The 16,090-nt window shown below is 74.3% G+C and carries 12 protein-coding genes and 2 pseudogenes; 5 read left to right on the top strand and 9 right to left on the bottom strand.

Features of this window, described 5'->3' with window-relative positions; all coding sequences use genetic code 11:
• Positions 1-100 precede the first annotated feature (100 nt).
• Positions 101-661: pseudogene (locus ACFWN1_RS13250) on the bottom strand (ATP-binding protein); the annotation flags it as partial.
• Positions 662-868: 207 nt separating this feature from the next.
• On the bottom strand, positions 869-1,201 hold the full coding sequence (locus ACFWN1_RS13245) for a hypothetical protein (RefSeq protein ID WP_384360680.1): 333 nt from the start codon (positions 1,199-1,201) through the stop codon (positions 869-871).
• 284 nt (positions 1,202-1,485) lie between these two features.
• Here ACFWN1_RS13245 and ACFWN1_RS13240 point away from each other — a divergent pair, with 284 nt between their 5' ends.
• Complete coding sequence (locus ACFWN1_RS13240; RefSeq protein WP_384360678.1) at positions 1,486-2,610, top strand: PLP-dependent cysteine synthase family protein; 1,125 nt, start codon at positions 1,486-1,488, stop codon at positions 2,608-2,610.
• 36 nt (positions 2,611-2,646) lie between these two features.
• Here ACFWN1_RS13240 and ACFWN1_RS13235 read toward each other — a convergent pair whose 3' ends face one another.
• Positions 2,647-3,495 (bottom strand): DeoR/GlpR family DNA-binding transcription regulator, encoded by an 849-nt coding sequence (locus ACFWN1_RS13235; protein WP_384360676.1) that lies wholly within the window; start codon positions 3,493-3,495, stop codon positions 2,647-2,649.
• Positions 3,496-3,809: 314 nt separating this feature from the next.
• On the opposite strand from ACFWN1_RS13235, the gene ACFWN1_RS13230 reads away from it, so the two are divergent.
• Positions 3,810-6,167, top strand: a complete 2,358-nt coding sequence (locus ACFWN1_RS13230) for a hypothetical protein (protein ID WP_384360674.1) — start codon at positions 3,810-3,812, stop codon at positions 6,165-6,167.
• Between the two features lie 3 nt (positions 6,168-6,170).
• Here ACFWN1_RS13230 and ACFWN1_RS13225 read toward each other — a convergent pair whose 3' ends face one another.
• From ACFWN1_RS13225 to ACFWN1_RS13210, 4 genes are all read right to left on the bottom strand, one after another.
• Entirely contained in the window at positions 6,171-8,618 is a 2,448-nt protein-coding gene (locus ACFWN1_RS13225; protein ID WP_384360672.1) for a right-handed parallel beta-helix repeat-containing protein, read from the bottom strand.
• Positions 8,619-8,874: 256 nt separating this feature from the next.
• Positions 8,875-9,480 carry a hypothetical protein gene (locus ACFWN1_RS13220; protein ID WP_384360670.1) on the bottom strand — a complete coding sequence of 202 codons (606 nt, stop codon included), beginning with the start codon at positions 9,478-9,480 and terminating at the stop codon, positions 8,875-8,877.
• A 205-nt stretch (positions 9,481-9,685) separates the two neighbouring features.
• Positions 9,686-10,510, bottom strand: coding sequence for an MOSC domain-containing protein (locus ACFWN1_RS13215; RefSeq protein WP_384360668.1), 825 nt, complete (start codon positions 10,508-10,510; stop codon positions 9,686-9,688).
• Positions 10,511-10,553: 43 nt separating this feature from the next.
• On the bottom strand, positions 10,554-11,045 hold the full coding sequence (locus ACFWN1_RS13210) for a DUF6643 family protein (protein ID WP_384360666.1): 492 nt from the start codon (positions 11,043-11,045) through the stop codon (positions 10,554-10,556).
• A 186-nt stretch (positions 11,046-11,231) separates the two neighbouring features.
• Between ACFWN1_RS13210 and ACFWN1_RS13205 the strand changes: the two are divergent.
• A pseudogene (locus ACFWN1_RS13205) lies at positions 11,232-12,244 on the top strand (TerD family protein); the annotation flags it as partial.
• Positions 12,245-12,251: 7 nt separating this feature from the next.
• On the opposite strand, the gene ACFWN1_RS13200 reads toward ACFWN1_RS13205, so the two are convergent.
• Positions 12,252-13,415: a glycosyltransferase gene (locus tag ACFWN1_RS13200; protein ID WP_384360712.1), complete on the bottom strand. Its 1,164-nt coding sequence runs from the start codon at positions 13,413-13,415 to the stop codon at positions 12,252-12,254.
• Positions 13,416-13,484: 69 nt separating this feature from the next.
• Here ACFWN1_RS13200 and ACFWN1_RS13195 point away from each other — a divergent pair, with 69 nt between their 5' ends.
• Positions 13,485-14,279 carry a glutamate racemase gene (locus ACFWN1_RS13195; protein ID WP_384360664.1) on the top strand — a complete coding sequence of 265 codons (795 nt, stop codon included), beginning with the start codon at positions 13,485-13,487 and terminating at the stop codon, positions 14,277-14,279.
• Between the two features lie 102 nt (positions 14,280-14,381).
• Entirely contained in the window at positions 14,382-14,927 is a 546-nt protein-coding gene (locus ACFWN1_RS13190) for a hypothetical protein (protein ID WP_384360662.1), read from the top strand.
• Here the strand turns inward: ACFWN1_RS13190 and ACFWN1_RS13185 are convergent.
• Positions 14,924-15,883: an O-antigen ligase family protein gene (locus ACFWN1_RS13185; protein WP_384360660.1), complete on the bottom strand. Its 960-nt coding sequence runs from the start codon at positions 15,881-15,883 to the stop codon at positions 14,924-14,926. The two genes, ACFWN1_RS13190 and ACFWN1_RS13185, sit on opposite strands and share 4 nt — an antisense overlap.
• Between the last annotated feature and the right edge of the window lie 207 nt (positions 15,884-16,090).

Genomic DNA, 16,090 nt, shown 5'->3' with positions numbered 1-16,090 from the left:
CCGGGCCACGGACCAGGACCGGCTCGGGCGTGGCGGACACCGGGGAGGTGTGCGCCACGGCGGGCTCGAGGGTGGGAACGTGGACCACGGCGGGCTCGGGGGCCGGGGCGTGGACCACGACCGGTTCGGGAGCGCGGGCCGGCGGCTGGACGGTGAGCGGCGGGGGCGCGGGGCGTCGTTCCGTCGCGCGGGGCGGCTTCGGCGCCGGTGGCGGCAGGGCGGGGGAGGCGGTCGCGGACAGCGCGAACCACACGACCTTGCCGTCCTCTCCCTCCGGCCGGCACCCCCAGCTCTCGCTGACGGCGGCCACCATCACCAGGCCCCGCCCGCAGGTGGCGAGCGGACCGGCGTCCGGCGCCTCGGCGGTACCGTCCGGAGCCTCGGCGGCGTCGGCCACCACGGGAAGGCGTGGATCGCGGTCGCGGACCGAGACGGTGAGCCGGTCGGACCGGAACTCCAGCTCCACGGTGCACGACTTGTCGGGCCGGGCATGTCGGTGGACGTTGCTCAGCAGCTCGGTCACACCGAGCGCGGCCCGGTCTATCAACGGGTCCAGACGCCAGTAGCGCAGTTGCGCAGATACGATTCTGCGGACCTGGCCGATCCGCGACGGCAGGGCTTGGAGCTCCACCGTGCAGTGCCTGTTCGGGTAACTGATCACGGCTGCGACTCCCCGATGTGAGGTCCGGACGAACCGGAGGAACACGGAGAACAACGGAAATCCGGGAGGCTGCCGGCGGTCCTGTGGCCGCCTGCCGTCGAGGCCGACGGGCCGGTCCGCAGTGTTACCTCCGGTACACCCAGAGTGACGTGAGATCAGCGTGCCGCAGTGCCCGCCCTCCCGCAACTCGCCACGGTGGCCCGCAGGTCAGCCACCCCGGCCGGCGGCGCGGCGCACCGCCTCGGTGAACCTGCGCGCGGCGGGCGGGCCCGGCTCGCCCCGAGCGGAGTCAGGTGCGGTGAGCCTCAGCCGGTAGCGCCGGCCGTTCAGTTCGGCTTGCGCCCGGTCGTCCGGGGCGAACCACGGCCCGGAGGCCCGTACGGTCCCCACCGGCGCGCTGTCGATCTCGCTGCCCTCGCTGCCCTCGCTGGTGAGCGGCTCCGGCCTGCCGTCGCTGATCCGGACCCGGCCGGCCCGCGTGAGCGAGCGCATTCCCCTGCCGACGCGCACGCCTCTCGCCGTGAACTCCGGCTCCGCCATCCCGCACCGCCCCCTCGCGCACCCGGCCCCCGCACGGCGGCCGGTCCACGCGGTGCAGTCTGCCCCGGCGTGGACCGGAGCACCAGTGCGCGCGGAAGGGGCGCACGTGGCGCTGGAGCACTCACGCCGATGCGCCCCCGCGCCCCTCCTACGGGTGTGCCCCAGGCTGCCTTTGGGTGGCTCAAAGATGCGTTGATGCAGGTGGGAAGCGGTGTGGCGGACGCCTATGATCGGGCTGCCGACCGCGCCGGGCGTCGTCGGCGCCCAGCGCGAGGAGCCCCGCCGTGAGCACCACCCCACCGGCCCGGACCGGCGCCACCCTGGATGTCGACCGCAGTGACGCGGCGTACCGGGAGTGGCTGAAGGAGGCCGTACGCAAGGTCCAGGCCGACGCCAACCGCTCGGCGGACACGCACCTGCTGCGCTTCCCGCTGCCCGAGGAATGGGGCGTCGACCTCTACCTCAAGGACGAGTCGACCCACCCGACCGGCAGTCTCAAGCACCGCCTCGCCCGCTCCCTCTTCCTCTACGGGCTGTGCAACGGCTGGATTCGTCCGGACCGCCCGGTGATCGAGGCGTCCAGCGGCTCGACCGCCGTCTCCGAGGCGTACTTCGCGTCCCTGATCGGCGTGCCGTTCATCGCCGTCATGCCGCGGACCACGAGCCCCGAGAAGTGCCGCCTGATCGAGTTCCACGGCGGCCGCTGCCACTTCGTGGACGACCCCCGCACCATGTACGCGCGGTCCGCGCGGCTCGCGGCGGAGAGCGGCGGCCACTTCATGGACCAGTTCACCTACGCCGAGCGCGCCACCGACTGGCGTGGCAACAACAACATCGCCGAGTCCATCTTCCGCCAACTCGCGCTGGAGCGGTTCCCGGTGCCCACCTGGATCGTCGCCACGGCCGGCACCGGCGGCACCTCGGCCACCCTCGCGCGCTACGTCCACTACCTCCAGCACGACACCCGTGTCTGTGTGGCCGACCCCGAGAACTCCTGCTTCTTCGAGGGCTGGACCACCGGCGACCCCGATGTCGGCTGCGACTGCGGCTCCCGGATCGAGGGGATCGGACGGCCGCGCATGGAACCCAGCTTCATACCGGGCGCGATCGACCGCATGATGAAGGTCCCGGACGCCGCCAGTGTGGCCGCCGTACGCGCGCTGGAGCGGGCGCTAGGCCGCAAGGCGGGCGGCTCGACCGGTACCGGCCTGTGGAGCGCGCTGAAGATCGTCTCCGAGATGGTGGCCGAGGGCCGGACCGGCAGCGTGGTCACCCTGCTCTGCGACCCGGGCGACCGCTACCTCGACAAGTACTACTCGGACACTTGGCTGGAGGAGCAGAACCTCGACATCGGGCCGTACGCGGCGGCGATCGAGTCACTGCTCGCCACGGGCGTGTGGCCGGACTGAGGCCCTTTCCGGGCAGCGGCGCTTCCGAGGGCGCCGTCAGTCCTCCTCGGGGGCCTCGGGCTCCCCGTAGTCCTCCGGCTCGCCCGCCACCACCAGGCGCCGCAGCCGCTCGGAGATCTCCGCACGCGCCTCGGCGGGCAGCCCCCCGTCCATGACGAGCGTGTCCACCTCGTCCAGCGCGGCGAACGAACTGAGGCCCACCGTGCCCCACTTGGTGTGGTCGGCGACCACCACGACCCGGCGCGCCGAGCGCACCAGCCGCCGATTGGTCTCCGCCTCGGCGAGGTTCGGCGTGGACAGCCCTGCCTCCGCCGATATCCCGTGCACCCCGAGGAACAGCAGATCGAAGTGGAGCGCGGAGATGGCCCGGTCCGCGACCGGACCCACCAGCGAGTCGGACGGCGTACGCACCCCGCCGGTCAGCACCACCGTGGCCGCTCCCGGACGCCGGCCCGAGGTGCGCTGCGCCGTGTGGAACACGTCCGCGACCCGCACCGAGTTCGTCACCACGGTGAGGTCGGGCACCTCCAGCAGTTGCCGGGCCAGCGTGTAGGTGGTCGTACCGCCGGACAGCGCGATCGCCGAACCCGGCGCCACCAGCCGTGCGGCGGCCCGCGCGATGTCTTCCTTGGCGGTCGGCTCCAGGCCCGACTTGGCCTCGAAGCCCGGCTCGTGCGTGCTCGCCTCGACCACCGGCACCGCGCCGCCGTGCACCTTCTCCAGCACACCCTGCCGGGCCAGCGCGTCCAGATCACGGCGCACTGTCATGTCCGACACGCCCAGCTGACGGGTCAGTTCATTGACCCGGACACCACCCCGGCGCCGGACCTCGTCCACGATGAGGGCGCGCCGCTGCTCCGCGAGGAGGTTCTGATTCTCGCTCACGTACGCTCCGGTCCTTTCGCCACACCTGTCCGAGCCGCCCGGCACACCCGGAGTCACCTGCCGTTCCGCAGGCCCGCCACATGCCCTGGCCTCTCATCTTGTCACGGGCGGCCAGGGGTTGCGCCACTGGCTGTCACCACGCACACATAGGGTGCGCGCACAGGTGTGCGGGCACCATGGCGGCCGGTGTCACCCGGATCGGGGAGATTCCATGACAAGCCCCGCTACCAGGTGTACGCCACACCGGAAACGGAGAACCTGAAGCCCGCACGGACTTGAGACCCCTCAGGTGACAACGGAAGTGCGGACGACAAGTGGAACACGCGCGGGAACGCGGCACCGATCCCAGGCCGGACCTCACGAACCTCAGGAACGTCACGGCCCCGGCGGCCGAACGCGGCCTGGAACTGCTGGTGCACGGTGTCGGCGGCACCACACCGGAGAAGATGCTCGGCGCCCCCCGCACGGTCCGCGTCACCGGCGACGAGACGGCCGCCGTCTTCCGCCGCGCCGAGGACGTCCCCGAGGCCGCCGGGGGCGCCGGCCCCGCACTGGACGAACCTCCCGGCCGGGGCCCGGTGCGCGAGGCGTACGTCTGGTGCAACCTCACCTCCGGCAACGGCACCCGCGCCCTGTGGCTGTTGCTGCTCCCCTTCATGGTGGTCAACCTCGCCCACTGGATGCGCCCCGCCGCCGAGCGCCCCGGCCCCCCGGCCCGTCTCTACGGCCTCCTCGTCCGGCTGGCCGCGCTCACCCTGACGGTGCTCCTGGTCGCGGCCGCCTGCGAGGTCGCCCTCGACCTGGTGGCCTGGCAGTGCGCCGGCGCCCCCGCCTGCGCCGGACGCCACACCTGGCTCGCCTTCCTCTCGCCCGCCCTCTCCGACGGCGGCTGGTGGAGCGAGCCCGGCCGCCGGCTGGCCCTCGCCGCCCTGGCACCCACCCTGCTCACCGCGCTGCTCTGGTACCTCTCCCACCGCACCTGGAGCGCCTACGAGTCCCACCAGCCCCTGACCTCCACGGCCGAACCGGGGCCCGACGAAAGCGCGCTGGCCCGCCCCGGATTCTGGTACGGACGCCGCCTCGGCGCCCGGCTCCGCGCCGCGCACACCGCGGCCGGCCTGCTCACCGTCGCCGCCGCCGTCACCCTGCCCACCGCACGCTTCGACCACCGCTCCGGCGGGCCCCCGCTCCTCCCCGTCCTCGGCGTCCTGCTCGGCGTCGCCCTCCTCGTCTGGGCCTGTGCGGTCGTGGCGGTGGTCTGCCGCCGGGGCCGCAGCGAACACCGGCCGGACCAGAGCCTCGACCGCCGCCTGCTGCGCGCCCTCCCGCTCGGCGCCCTCACCCTGCTGCTCCTCGCCGTCGCCTACGCGGGCCGGTCCCGGCCGGGCTGGCGGTCCGCCGGACGGCTGCCCGGCGACCCCTTGTTCGGCGCCATCATGCTGGCCCAGGGCATCCTGGTCGTGGCGCTCGCCGTCGTCGCCCACGGCCTGTACCGGCGGCTGCCCGACCCCCGCGCCGCGATGCGCGGCCTCGGCGGCCCGGCCGTCGCCCTCATCGCCTGCGCGCTCGGCGCGGTCGCCTCCGGCGGGGTCGCCCAGCGCGTCGCCGACTGGCTGGACGGCACCCGCGCCTCGCTCCCCGGGCCCCCCGTCACCCTCGTCTGGCAGGCGTCCGCGATCCCGCCCGTACTCGCCGTACTCCTCGTCCTCATCGCCGTACTGGCCCGGCGCACCGCCCGCCTCGCCCGCGCCGAACGCCGAAAGGTGCGCGCCGAGCACCCCGGTGAGCCCGAGGACCCCACCCGCACCCGGCGCATCGCCCACGTCCGCGCCACGGCCACCCTCACCGACCACGTGCCTCTGCTCGTCGCCGTGGGCTCCGCCACCACGCTGTCACTGGGTGCCGGGGCGTTCGTCGGCGCCGTCGCCACCGGCCGCGCCCCCGCCCATGCCGCCCGGGACGCCGGCGACACCGTCCGGATCGCCGCCGAGATCTGCCAGCACCTCGGCTCCTGGCTGATCGGCGTCGGCTTCCTGCTCTTCGTCACGTGGGGCCGCCGCGCCTACAAGGACGCCTCGGCCCGCCGGACCATAGGCATCCTCTGGGACGTGGGCACCTTCTGGCCGCGCGCCGCCCACCCCTTCGCGCCCCCCTGCTACGCCGAGCGCGCCGTGCCCGACCTCACCTGGCGCACCGCGACCTGGACCGAACGCACCGGCGGCCGGCTCGTCCTCTCCGGCCACTCGCAGGGCAGCGTCCTGGTCGCCGCAGCGGCCTGGCAGCTCACACCCGCCGTCCGCGAACGCGTCGCCCTGCTCACCTACGGCTCACCCCTGGAGCGGCTGTACGGGCGCTGGTTCCCCGCCCACTTCGGCCCGGCCGCCCTCGCCGCCCTGCACCGCGACATCGGCTGCTGGCGCAACCTCCACCGCCGCACCGACCCCATCGGCGGCCCCGTCCGGCTGCCCGCCGGGCACGGCCCCGAGGTCGACCACGCGCCGCTGCCGGACCCGCGCGCCTACGGCCGCACCCCCGAACACCCGCTGCCCGCACCGATCCTCGGCCACTCCGACTACCAGGAGGACCCCGTCTTCACCCGCGAACGCGACCGGCTGCTGGCCCGCCTCCACCCGGACCTCCCCGCGCCCCGCCCGGAACCCGGCCAGGGATGAACCTCACGGCAGCTCCGGCAGATCCTCCGGGTACAGCAGGGTCAGATCGTCGGTGCTCGGGTCGGCGAACTGCGCCACCCGGCTCGCGTGCCGCTCCACCATCGCCTCGAACGTCTGCCGCGCGGTACGGCCGTTGCCGAACGCCGGGCCCTTCGGGAGCACCGTGAAGTACTTCAGCAGCGCCTCCCCGGTGCCCGGGGCGAGTCGGTACTCGTGCTCGTCGGACTGCTGATCCACGATCCGCAGCAGCTCCTCGGGGCCGTAGTCCCCGAAGGTGATCGTCCGCGAGAAACGGGACGCCACACCGGGGTTGACCGACAGGAAGCGCTCCATCTCGGCGGTGTAGCCCGCCACGATCACCACCACCGCGTCCCGGTGGTCCTCCATCAGCTTCACCAGCGTGTCGATGGCCTCCTTGCCGAAGTCACGCCCGGCGTCCTCCGGCGACAGCGCGTACGCCTCGTCGATGAACAGCACGCCGCCACGCGCCCGTTCGAACGCCTCCTGGGTGCGGATCGCGGTGGAACCGATGTGCTCGCCCACCAGATCGACCCGGGACACCTCCACCAGATGCCCTATCTCCAGCACCCCGAGCGCGGCCAGGATCTCCCCGTACAGCCTGGCCACCGTCGTCTTGCCGGTGCCGGGGGAGCCGGTGAAGACCAGATGCCGCTTCACCGAGGCGGCCTTGAGCCCCGCCTTCTGCCGGCGTCTGCCCACCTCGATCATGTCGGTCAGCGCCCGCACCTCGCGCTTGACGCTCTCCAGACCCACCAGCGCGTCGAGTTCACCCATCACCGCTTCCGACGTACGGGCCTCCCGCTGCGGCACCGGCGGCGCTGCGGCCGGCTCCTGGCCGACGGCACGCTGTCCCGGGATCGCGCCGAGCAGCCCGCCCGTTGCCGCCGGCACCGTCTGCACCGCCGTGTCCCGCGACGACACGGGGGGCCGCGGCAGCCCACCGCTCTCGTCGCTGGTGCACTCCTCCACCACCGGCCCGGCGCCCGAACCCGCGTCCGGGCCGCCCTCGGCGAACTCGTAACCACCGCGCGCACACCGCTCCGTACGGCACTTGCGCAGCGTCGTACGGCAGCCGTCGAGCACATGGAAGCCGTAGCCGCCGCTGCCGGTGACCTGGCAGCCGACGAAGCTGCCCCGGCCGCCCGCGGAGACGTAGAACCCCGCCTCGGCCGGGCTCTCCACCGCGCAGCGCTCGATCGTCGGATCGGCGCCCTTGGTGACGATCACGCCCGTCTGGGTGCCGCCCACCGTGCAGTTGCTCAGCGTGCCGCCACTGCCGTGGTCCCGGAACCAGGCGCCGGTGGCCGCGTCCCGGATACGGCAGTCGTCGAGCTGCGCGGTCGCCCCGTCACTCACCGACACCGCCGTGTTGCGCACCTGGGAGAGATCGCTGTCCACCACGTCCGCGCGGGAGCCCCGGTCCAGCACGAACAGCGCGTCCGGCACATCGTGCACCCGGCAGGAGTCCAGCACCGCCGTGGCGCCGTCGCTCACCCACACCGCCGGATAGTCGCCGGTACTGTCGAAGATCTCGCACTGGTTGGCGTCCACCCGGGTGCCGGGGTCCCACACCGAGAGACCATTGCGCCCGAAGCGGCACACCGTCGTACGGGTCAGCGTCAGCACCGAACGGGAGCGCAGGTCGACCGCGTTCTCCGGGATGTCGTGGATGCGGCAGTCGGCCAGCGTCAGCACCGCGTCGGTGTCGAGCGTGACGCCGTCCGCCGAAGTACGGTGCACCTCGCAGTCGGTGAGCTGGGCGGTGGCCCCCTGGGTGATCTGCACCCCGGCGCCCCGCACCTCGTACACCTCGCAACCGAACGCCTCCAGCGCGGAGTTCTCCCCGGTCGCGCTCAGGCCCGTGCCCGAGGCGTGGTGCACCCGGCAGCGCTCCAGCCGGGGGTGCCCGCCACCGCGCACCGCCACGCCCGCCTGTCCGGCCGAGACGACCTCGCACTCCTCGAACACGCCGGCGCCGCCGTCGAGGACGAGCACGCCGATGCCGGCCGGGTTGTCCACCGTGCAGCGGCGCACGGTCGGGCGGGCCCCGCCGCGCACCTCGATGCCGGAGGCGGACCGGGTCACGATCCGCACGTCCAGCAGCTCGGGCGTGCCCTCCTCGACCAGCAGCGCCGGGGCGGCGCCGTCCTGACCCTCCACATGCAGGCCCTGCACCACTGCGGAGGCGCGCAAGGTCAGCGGCACGCCGTCCACGGGCGCGATCCGCACCGAGCCCGGCGCGTTGTCGGGGCCGCGCAGTGTCACCTCCCGGCGCACGACGAGGTTCTCCCGGTAGGTGCCGGGGGCGATGGTGAGGACGTCGCCGTCGGAGGCGGCCTCCAGGGCGGCCGCGAGCGACGCGTACTCACCCGTGCGGCGCCGCCACCGCGATGTGCCGGTGTGCGTCACCTGGACCGTGCCCTGTGCCATGCGTTGCCGTGCCCCCACCTCGTGTTGCTCGTGCTTGTCTGCCTCAGGGGCTCCACGGCCGGTGCCCGGACGGCGATTCGCGTGCCGCCCGCTCGGGCGTCCGCGAACACGCGTGATCCGGACTCCGGCGCGGCCTTCGGCTCGCTCGCGCGCGGGTCGATGCCGAAAGCGAGTCGGCCGGTCCACCGTAGCGTGCGCGCGGGCGGTGGACCGACCAGAGCCGGAAGCCGGCCCCGGTGCCTGCCGCGAGAGTCTCTCAGCAGCCCGTGCCGGCCTTGCCCCAGTCCGGGCCCGCCCGGCTCCAGGCGCGGTCCCAACTCGCGTACCTGCGAAGGACCATGCGCCAGACGAGCAGACGCCGAAGGCTCTCCACCAGGCCGGCCGTCAGAGCGGCGGCGCCGAGACCGGCCAGCACCGCGTGCGCCCGCGCGGTGGCGGAGTCCAGGGGCCGGGTCGTTGTTCGCCCGTCCGGGTCCGTCCAGAGTGTGAAGCGCTCACCCGCTCGGGGGGACCTCACGTCCGCCAGCAGTGCGCCCCGCCGAGGGGTGCCGTCCGGCGCGGTCCACCTGGCCAGGACCCGGCTGCGGGAGGTGCGGGGCGCGCCCAGGTCGGGATCGGCCTCCGGTGGAGCCTGCGCGAGGGGGCGCAGCACGGTGGCCGTGACGAGATGGCGGCTCTGCCGCTGCTCGCGCACCGACCGGCGCAGCGAATCCTGCGCGGCGGACCCGGTCACCATGCCGACGACGGGCACGGCCACGACTGTCAGCAGCAACGCCAGGAGGCACACCCATGCCTCCGCGACATCGGTCGGGCGGCGCAGCGGATTGCCGCGCCAGCGCCACAGCCCGCTGATGGTGCGCACGCCCCCACCCCCCCTTCGCTCCGACGCCCCCTGTCCTGCCCCGCGCCCGCCCCGCTCATCCCCCGGCCCGGTGAAGAGGCACGGGAGCAGGACATCGCGTCCGAGCGGTTTCTCTCACGGATTTCTCATGTTCCGCCCAACGACCCGGGTGGCCGTCGAGTTCCCCGTCCGCGTGCCCGGACAGCCGACCGCTGGTGGCGGGGCGTCAGAGGTGGACGCGCACCGGGTCGCCGACCTGGATCGTGCCGGTCGTGAGGGGCACCAGATTCTGGCCGAAGAGCAGCCGTCCGTCCCGTCTGCGGAGCCGCGCCAGGGTGTACAGGGGCTCACGCCCGCGTACGGCGGTCTCCTGGTCGACGGTGGTGACGACACAGCGCCCACTGGGCCGGGCGACCCGGAAGCCGACGGCGCCGATGGAGATCCGGGTCCAGCCGTCCTCGTCCCACGCCTCGGTGCCCTCGATGACCACGTTGGGCCGGAAGCGGTTCATCGGCAGGGGTCCCTCCTCGGCGTGCCGGCCCTCCGCCAGCGCCGCGTTGAGGGCGTCGAGCGAGGAGAGCGTGGTGACCAGCAGGGGGTAGCCGTCGGCGAGGCTCACCGTCTCGCCGGGCAGCGCGTAGTCGGGGTCCACGGGACGCCGGGTGGCCGGGTCGTCGAGATGGACCAGGCGGACGGGCATGCCCAGGTACGCGGAGCACCAGCGGTGGGCGGCGTCGGAGGCGAGGACCGCCTCCACCTTGCGGCCGAACAGATTGACCGGCATGGTCTCGCCCGGACGGGGTACGGGCGCCGTCAGCGGCGGATGACCGGACGCCGACAGACGGATGCCGCCGCCGAGCGCGGGCTCAGCGACGGCGCACGCGAGACGAGGCTGTTCGCGCTGGGTGACGACCTTCCCCCCGTCGTCGATCAGCGCCCATCGCCGGTCACCGGCCAGCCCCCAGGGCTCCACCTCGGCCCGGCGCAGGGACAGGCCCCGGAATGCCTTGGCCGGGTGGACGTGGATCGATCGAAGTACCGCGTTCCCCATGCCGCCACCTTGCCAGACAGCGCCTACGGGGTGCGGAACGGGATCAGTACCCGCGGTACTGCTGGTTGTTGTACGGCTGCTCCTGGTACGGCTGCTGCGGCGGCCTGGGCGCTGCCGGACGCATCGCCTCGTACCCCGAGGGTGCCGCCGGGCGCGGCTGCTGGGGCTGCGCGCCGGGGTAGCCGCGCGGGGCGCCGGCCTGCTGCGGGATGTACGCGGTGGGCGTCGGCTGCATCGGGGCCGCCTGCGGCACCTGCGGGTAGCCGTACGCCGTGTGCTGCGGCGAGGGGGCCGCGGGCAGGGCGGGGAGAGCGGAGGGCAGCGCGGGGAGGTTGCCGCCGGACGAAGGCATGCCGGACATGCCGGACATGCCCGAGGGGGACTGCATGCCGAAACCTGTGTCGTACGCGGCCGGGACCCTGATCGGGGCGATCTGCGGGGTGCCCCGCTCGGCCACGAGCGAGTCGTAGATCGGGGTGTCCGAGAAGGAGGCGGAGTAGTAGCCGCCGCCATAGGTGGAGCGGGGGGAGGTCATGGCACATAAGTTAAGCCCACGATGTGCTGGTTGGGGAGACCGATAAGAGGGTTGTTTTCCGTGTCGGCGGCGATCTGGGACCGCTAATCCGAGCGAACTTGGCAAAAATGGACTCAATCTGGCGCTTGAATGGTGTAGAAGGCGACTTCCTGTCCGGTTACCGGCGGTTGACGGAGCGTCGGCCCCACCGGCGCGGTCCGCCACCAGGGCCAGGAGAGCGCCGGGGTCTACGTCACCGACACCCTGTTCGTCGACCTCGCGCGCGTGGAGGCCGGCATCGAGCGGATCGTCCTCGTCGCCGCCGCCGACGGAGGTGCCTTCGGCCAGGTCCCCGGGCTCGCCGTCCAGATCTCGGACGCCGTGACGGGAGACGCGGCCGCCCGGTTCGACAGCACCGGCGCCACCGTGGAGACCGCGTTCGTCCTCGGCCAGTTCTACCGCCGCCAGGGGTCCTGGAAGTTCCACGCCGTGGGCCAAGGCTACGACAGCGGACCAGAGGGTCTGGCGACCGATTTCGGCATCGGCGTCGACGTGCCCTGGCACTCTGCCGTGCCCTCCGCCCCCTCTGCCCCGGCCGCACCCCCGCCACGGCTCGCCAAAGCGGCCCCCTCCGTCTCGCTGGCCGAGCAGGGCGGCACCTCCGGCGTCATGCGCGTCAACCTCGACTGGCAGACCCGCGAGCACCGCGCGGGCCGCCGGGGCGCCGGACCCGGAGACCTCGACCTCGGCCTGTGCGCCCTGTACGAACTCGCGGACGGCCGCAAAGGCGTCGTACAGGCCCTCGGCAACGCCTTCGGGGCGCTGGACCGGCCGCCCTATGTCCACCTCGACGGCGACGACCGCACCGGTGCCGTGGCGAGCGGTGAGAACCTCACCATCAGCCTCGACCACAAGGAGCACCTCCGCCGCGTCCTGGTGTTCGTCACCGTCTACGAGGGTGCCGGCTCCTTCGCCGACCTGCACGCCACCGTCACCCTCCAGCCGCGGCCCGGCGGCCCGGCGGCCCGGTCGGCTTCTCGCTGGACGGGTGCACGGTGCCCTCCACGGTGGGCGCGCTCGCGCTGATCACCGGTACCGGCGGCGACCTCGTCGTCCGGCGCGAGTCCCGCCATCTGGTCCCCGAGCGCGGAGTGAGCCCGCAGCGCACCGTCGACCGGGCCTTCGGCTGGGGCATGAACTGGAGCCCCGGCCGCAGGTGAGCCGCGCTCAGCCCTCGTCCGGCACGGCGCCGGGCCGTGTATAGGTGCGGCCCTTCCAGGCCGCGCCCCGGCCCCGGTAGTGCCGGACCGCCGAGTCGAGAGTCATCAGCAGATAGAGGAACGCCGTGAACGGCAGCAGGGGAGCGAGCCACGGCGGCTGCCGGTGGTAGCGCAGCATCGGCATATACGTCACCGCCATCACCGCCCACCCCACCGCGCCGAGCACCCATGTGGGCGTGTCCCCCACGGCCGCCCCCGCCACCACCGCCACGGGCGGCACCAGATACACCAGCGCCAGCCCCGCCACCGTGCCGAGCAGCAGCGGCGGACTGTGCCGGAGCTGGGCGTACGCGCTGCGCGAGACCATCCGCCACAGCTCGCCGAGGCCCGGGTAGGGGCGGACGCTGTCCACCCGGTCGGCCAGCCCCAGCCATAGGTGGCCGCCGCTCGCCCGCACCGCGCGCGCGAGGGCAACGTCGTCGATGACCGCGTGCCGTACGGCATCCGGAAGCCGCGCCCGCCCGGCCATGTCCGCCCGCAGCAGCACACAGCCCCCGGCCGCCGCCGTCGTACGCGCGCCCCGGCGGCCGATCCACCGGAAGGGGTACAGCTGGGCGAAGAAGTAGACGAAGGCCGGCACCACCAGCCGCTCCCAGGGGCTCTCGGCGCGCAGCCGGGCCATCTGGGACACCAGGTCGAAATCACCCGTACGGGCCGCCGCGACCAGGGAACGCAGGCTGTCCGGGGCATGCGCGATGTCCGCGTCCGTCAGCAGCAGGTACTCGGGGTCACGCGCGCGTGCCAGGGCGATCCCGTGCCGCACCGCCCACAGCTTGCCCGTCCAGCCCTCGGGCGGCTCACCGGGGGAGTCCACCGTGAGCGGCAGTCCGCCCCGCCGCGCGGACAGCTCACGGGCCAGGTCCCCGGTGCCGTCGCGGCTGCCGTCGTCCACCAGGAAGACCTCCGCCCGTCCCGGATAGTCCTGGGCGAGCAGCGAGGGCAGGCTCGCCGGCAGCACGGCCGCCTCGTCACGGGCCGGGACCACCACACAGACCGGCGGCCACACCTCGGGCTCGCGGCGCGGGGGCAGCCGTACATCGGTGCGCCAGAAGAAACCCTGGCCCAGCAGCAGCCAGCACCAGACGGCGAGGGACACGGCGGCGGTCCACATGATGGCGCTCACGGCCGCAGTCTGCCCCACCGCAACGGCCGGCCAGCGGCCATCGACTATCGTGACCGGGTGAAGATCGCGCTCATGGACTCCGGAATCGGCCTCCTCGCAGCCACCGCGGCGGTACGCCGGCTCCGGCCCGACGCGGATCTCGTCCTCTCCCTGGACCCGGACGGCATGCCCTGGGGACCGCGCACCCCCGAAGACCTCACCCGGCGTGCCCTCGCCGTCGCCGAAGCGGCCGCCGCACACCGCCCGGACGTCCTCATCGTGGGCTGCAACACCGCCACCGTGCACGCCCTGCCCGCGCTGCGCGCCCGCTGTGAACCCGGCATCCCGGTGATCGGCACCGTCCCCGCGATCAAGCCCGCCGCGGCCGTCGGCGGACACGTGGCGATCTGGGCGACCCCCGCCACCACCGGCAGCCCCTACCAGCGCGACCTGATCGCGGACTTCGCCCACGGCGTCCAGGTCACCGAGGTGCCCTGCCGGGGCCTGGCCGAGGCCGTCGAGCACGCGGACGAGCGGGCCGTCGCCGCCGCCGTGGCGGCCGCCGCTGAACTCACCCCGCCCGACGTGACGGCCGTAGTCCTCGGCTGCACCCACTACGAGCTGGTGGCGGAACGTATCCGCGCCGCCGTGCAGCGGCCCGGTGCCGCCCCGCTCGCCCTGCGCGGCTCCGCCGGGGCCGTCGCCGCCCAGGCGCTGCGCCGGATCGGCGAGCGCCCCGCACCCGACGCCCCCGCCAGGGGCGTCCTCACCGTGCTGCTGAGCGGCCGCGAGGGCGCGCTGCCCCCGACCGCGCTGCACTACGCCGAGGGGCGCCTGCTGCCCGTGACGGGCCCGCTCGCCGACCGGATGTGACACCGGGCACGGTCTCACGGCCGGCGCCGGGGCAGTCCGCCCGTAGCCGTACCTCTCCGTGAGCACGTACCACCATGGCGAAACCTGGGTAACCTCATAGACATGAGGGAGCACCACGACGCCGAGGACGCCCCGCACCCCGACTTCTGGACCGGACGCGCCACCAACCGCGTGCAGTGGCTGCTGGCGCTGGCCGGCGCCGCCTGCCTGGCGCTCGGCATCGAGCTGGCAGTGCAGTCGGCGTGGAGTTCCGGAATCATCGCCCTGGTCATGTCCGTCGTGGGCTGCATCGCGGTGGGGCTGCTCGTCCTGTTCGGCACCCTCGCCTTCGTGCACGTCGACCTCAAGCTCGAACAGGACACCCTGGAGGTCCGCTGCGGCCACGTCGGGCTGCCCCGCCGCCGCATCCCGCTCTCCCAGGTCGTCGGCGCCGACTACATCCCGCTCGTCACCCCCCGTCACTGGGGCGGCTGGGGCTACCGCTGGCGCCCGGAGAAGGGCACCGCCGTCGTCGTCCGCCGGGGCGAGGGCATCGTGCTGAGCCTGTGGGACGGCCACACCTTCACCATCACCGTGGACGACGCCGAGTCGGCGGTCCGCGTCATCCGGGCCCGACTGCGCGCGATCACCCCGGACAACGCGCACTAGGGGTACGGCTCCGCGCGGGGTCTCCGCTCCTCCTCGCCCCACGGCCGCACCGTCGCCCAGCCGGTCAGCAGGCCCGCGCCCGCCGTCACGGGGGTGAAGCTCAGCGCGTCGCCCACCGACGCGATCACCGCCAGCGCCGTGAGCGCCGCCCCGGCCGTCAGCACCACCGGCGTAGGACGCGCGGCCCGCCACAGGGCGTGCAGCACCCAGGCGAACACGCCGGCCAGCAGCAGCACCCCCACGACACCCTGCTCGGCCAGCAGCTGGAGCGGCGCCGAGTGCGGCCGACCCGCCGGATCACCCGGCGTGCCGAAGCGCCCGGGACCGACACCCCACACCGGTGCCTCACGTGCCAGCCGGACCGCCCGTCCCCACAGCCCCACCCGGTACGGTCCGACGCGCTCCGTCAACTCCTCGGCGAACCCGCCCGGCAGCACCCCCGACGCCAGCCCCCACACCGCGCCGCCCGCCGCACCGGCCGCGACCGCCAGCCCGGCGAGCCCCGCGGCCCGGTACGGCATCGAACTCGCGGCCGCCGAGCACAGCAGCACCACGCCCCCGGCCGCGCAGCCGCCCGGCGACCCCAGCAGCGCTCCGGCCGGTACCACCGCGCCCGCCGACAGCCACAGCAGCAGCCGCGGTCCGGGCACCGGCGTCGACCAGGCGGCGCAGCACAGCGCCCCGGAGGCCAGCGCCAGCAGCGCGGCGACGGCACCGGCCTGTCCGGGCGGAGCCGGATAGGCGGGACCGGGCAGCGGGCCGGGTGTCGTCACGGCCAGCACCAGCGCCGCCGCCCCGGCGCACGGCGCGGCCACCGGCAGCAGTGCCCCCGAGATCCGCCCCGCCGCGCAGCCCGCCACCGTGGCGAGCACCGCCAGCAGCATCCCCTCCGGACGCCCGTCGTGGGCCGCCGCCGAGATCAGCGCCCAGGCCGCGCACAGACCCAGCAGGATCATCCCCGCCCCGTCGGAAACGCTCCGCCCCGTGTGGTCCGCGCCCACCTCGGACGCGCCCCCCAACCCCGTCGACGCCACCTGTAGCCCCTCGCACCCGGTCCCCCGACCTGTGGCCGCACCTCAAGACGGCGGTGGGGCCCGGCCCCGCCGCCCCCCCCCCGGGCGGCCCCCCCGAACCCCGGGGCGCCCCACCCGGGCCCCCTACCG

The organism is Streptomyces sp. NPDC058459, from assembly GCF_042721685.1.
GTDB lineage: Bacteria > Actinomycetota > Actinomycetes > Streptomycetales > Streptomycetaceae > Streptomyces.
The sequence above is the reverse complement of the archived record's forward strand: the minus strand, read 5'-3'. Positions and strand labels throughout refer to the sequence as shown.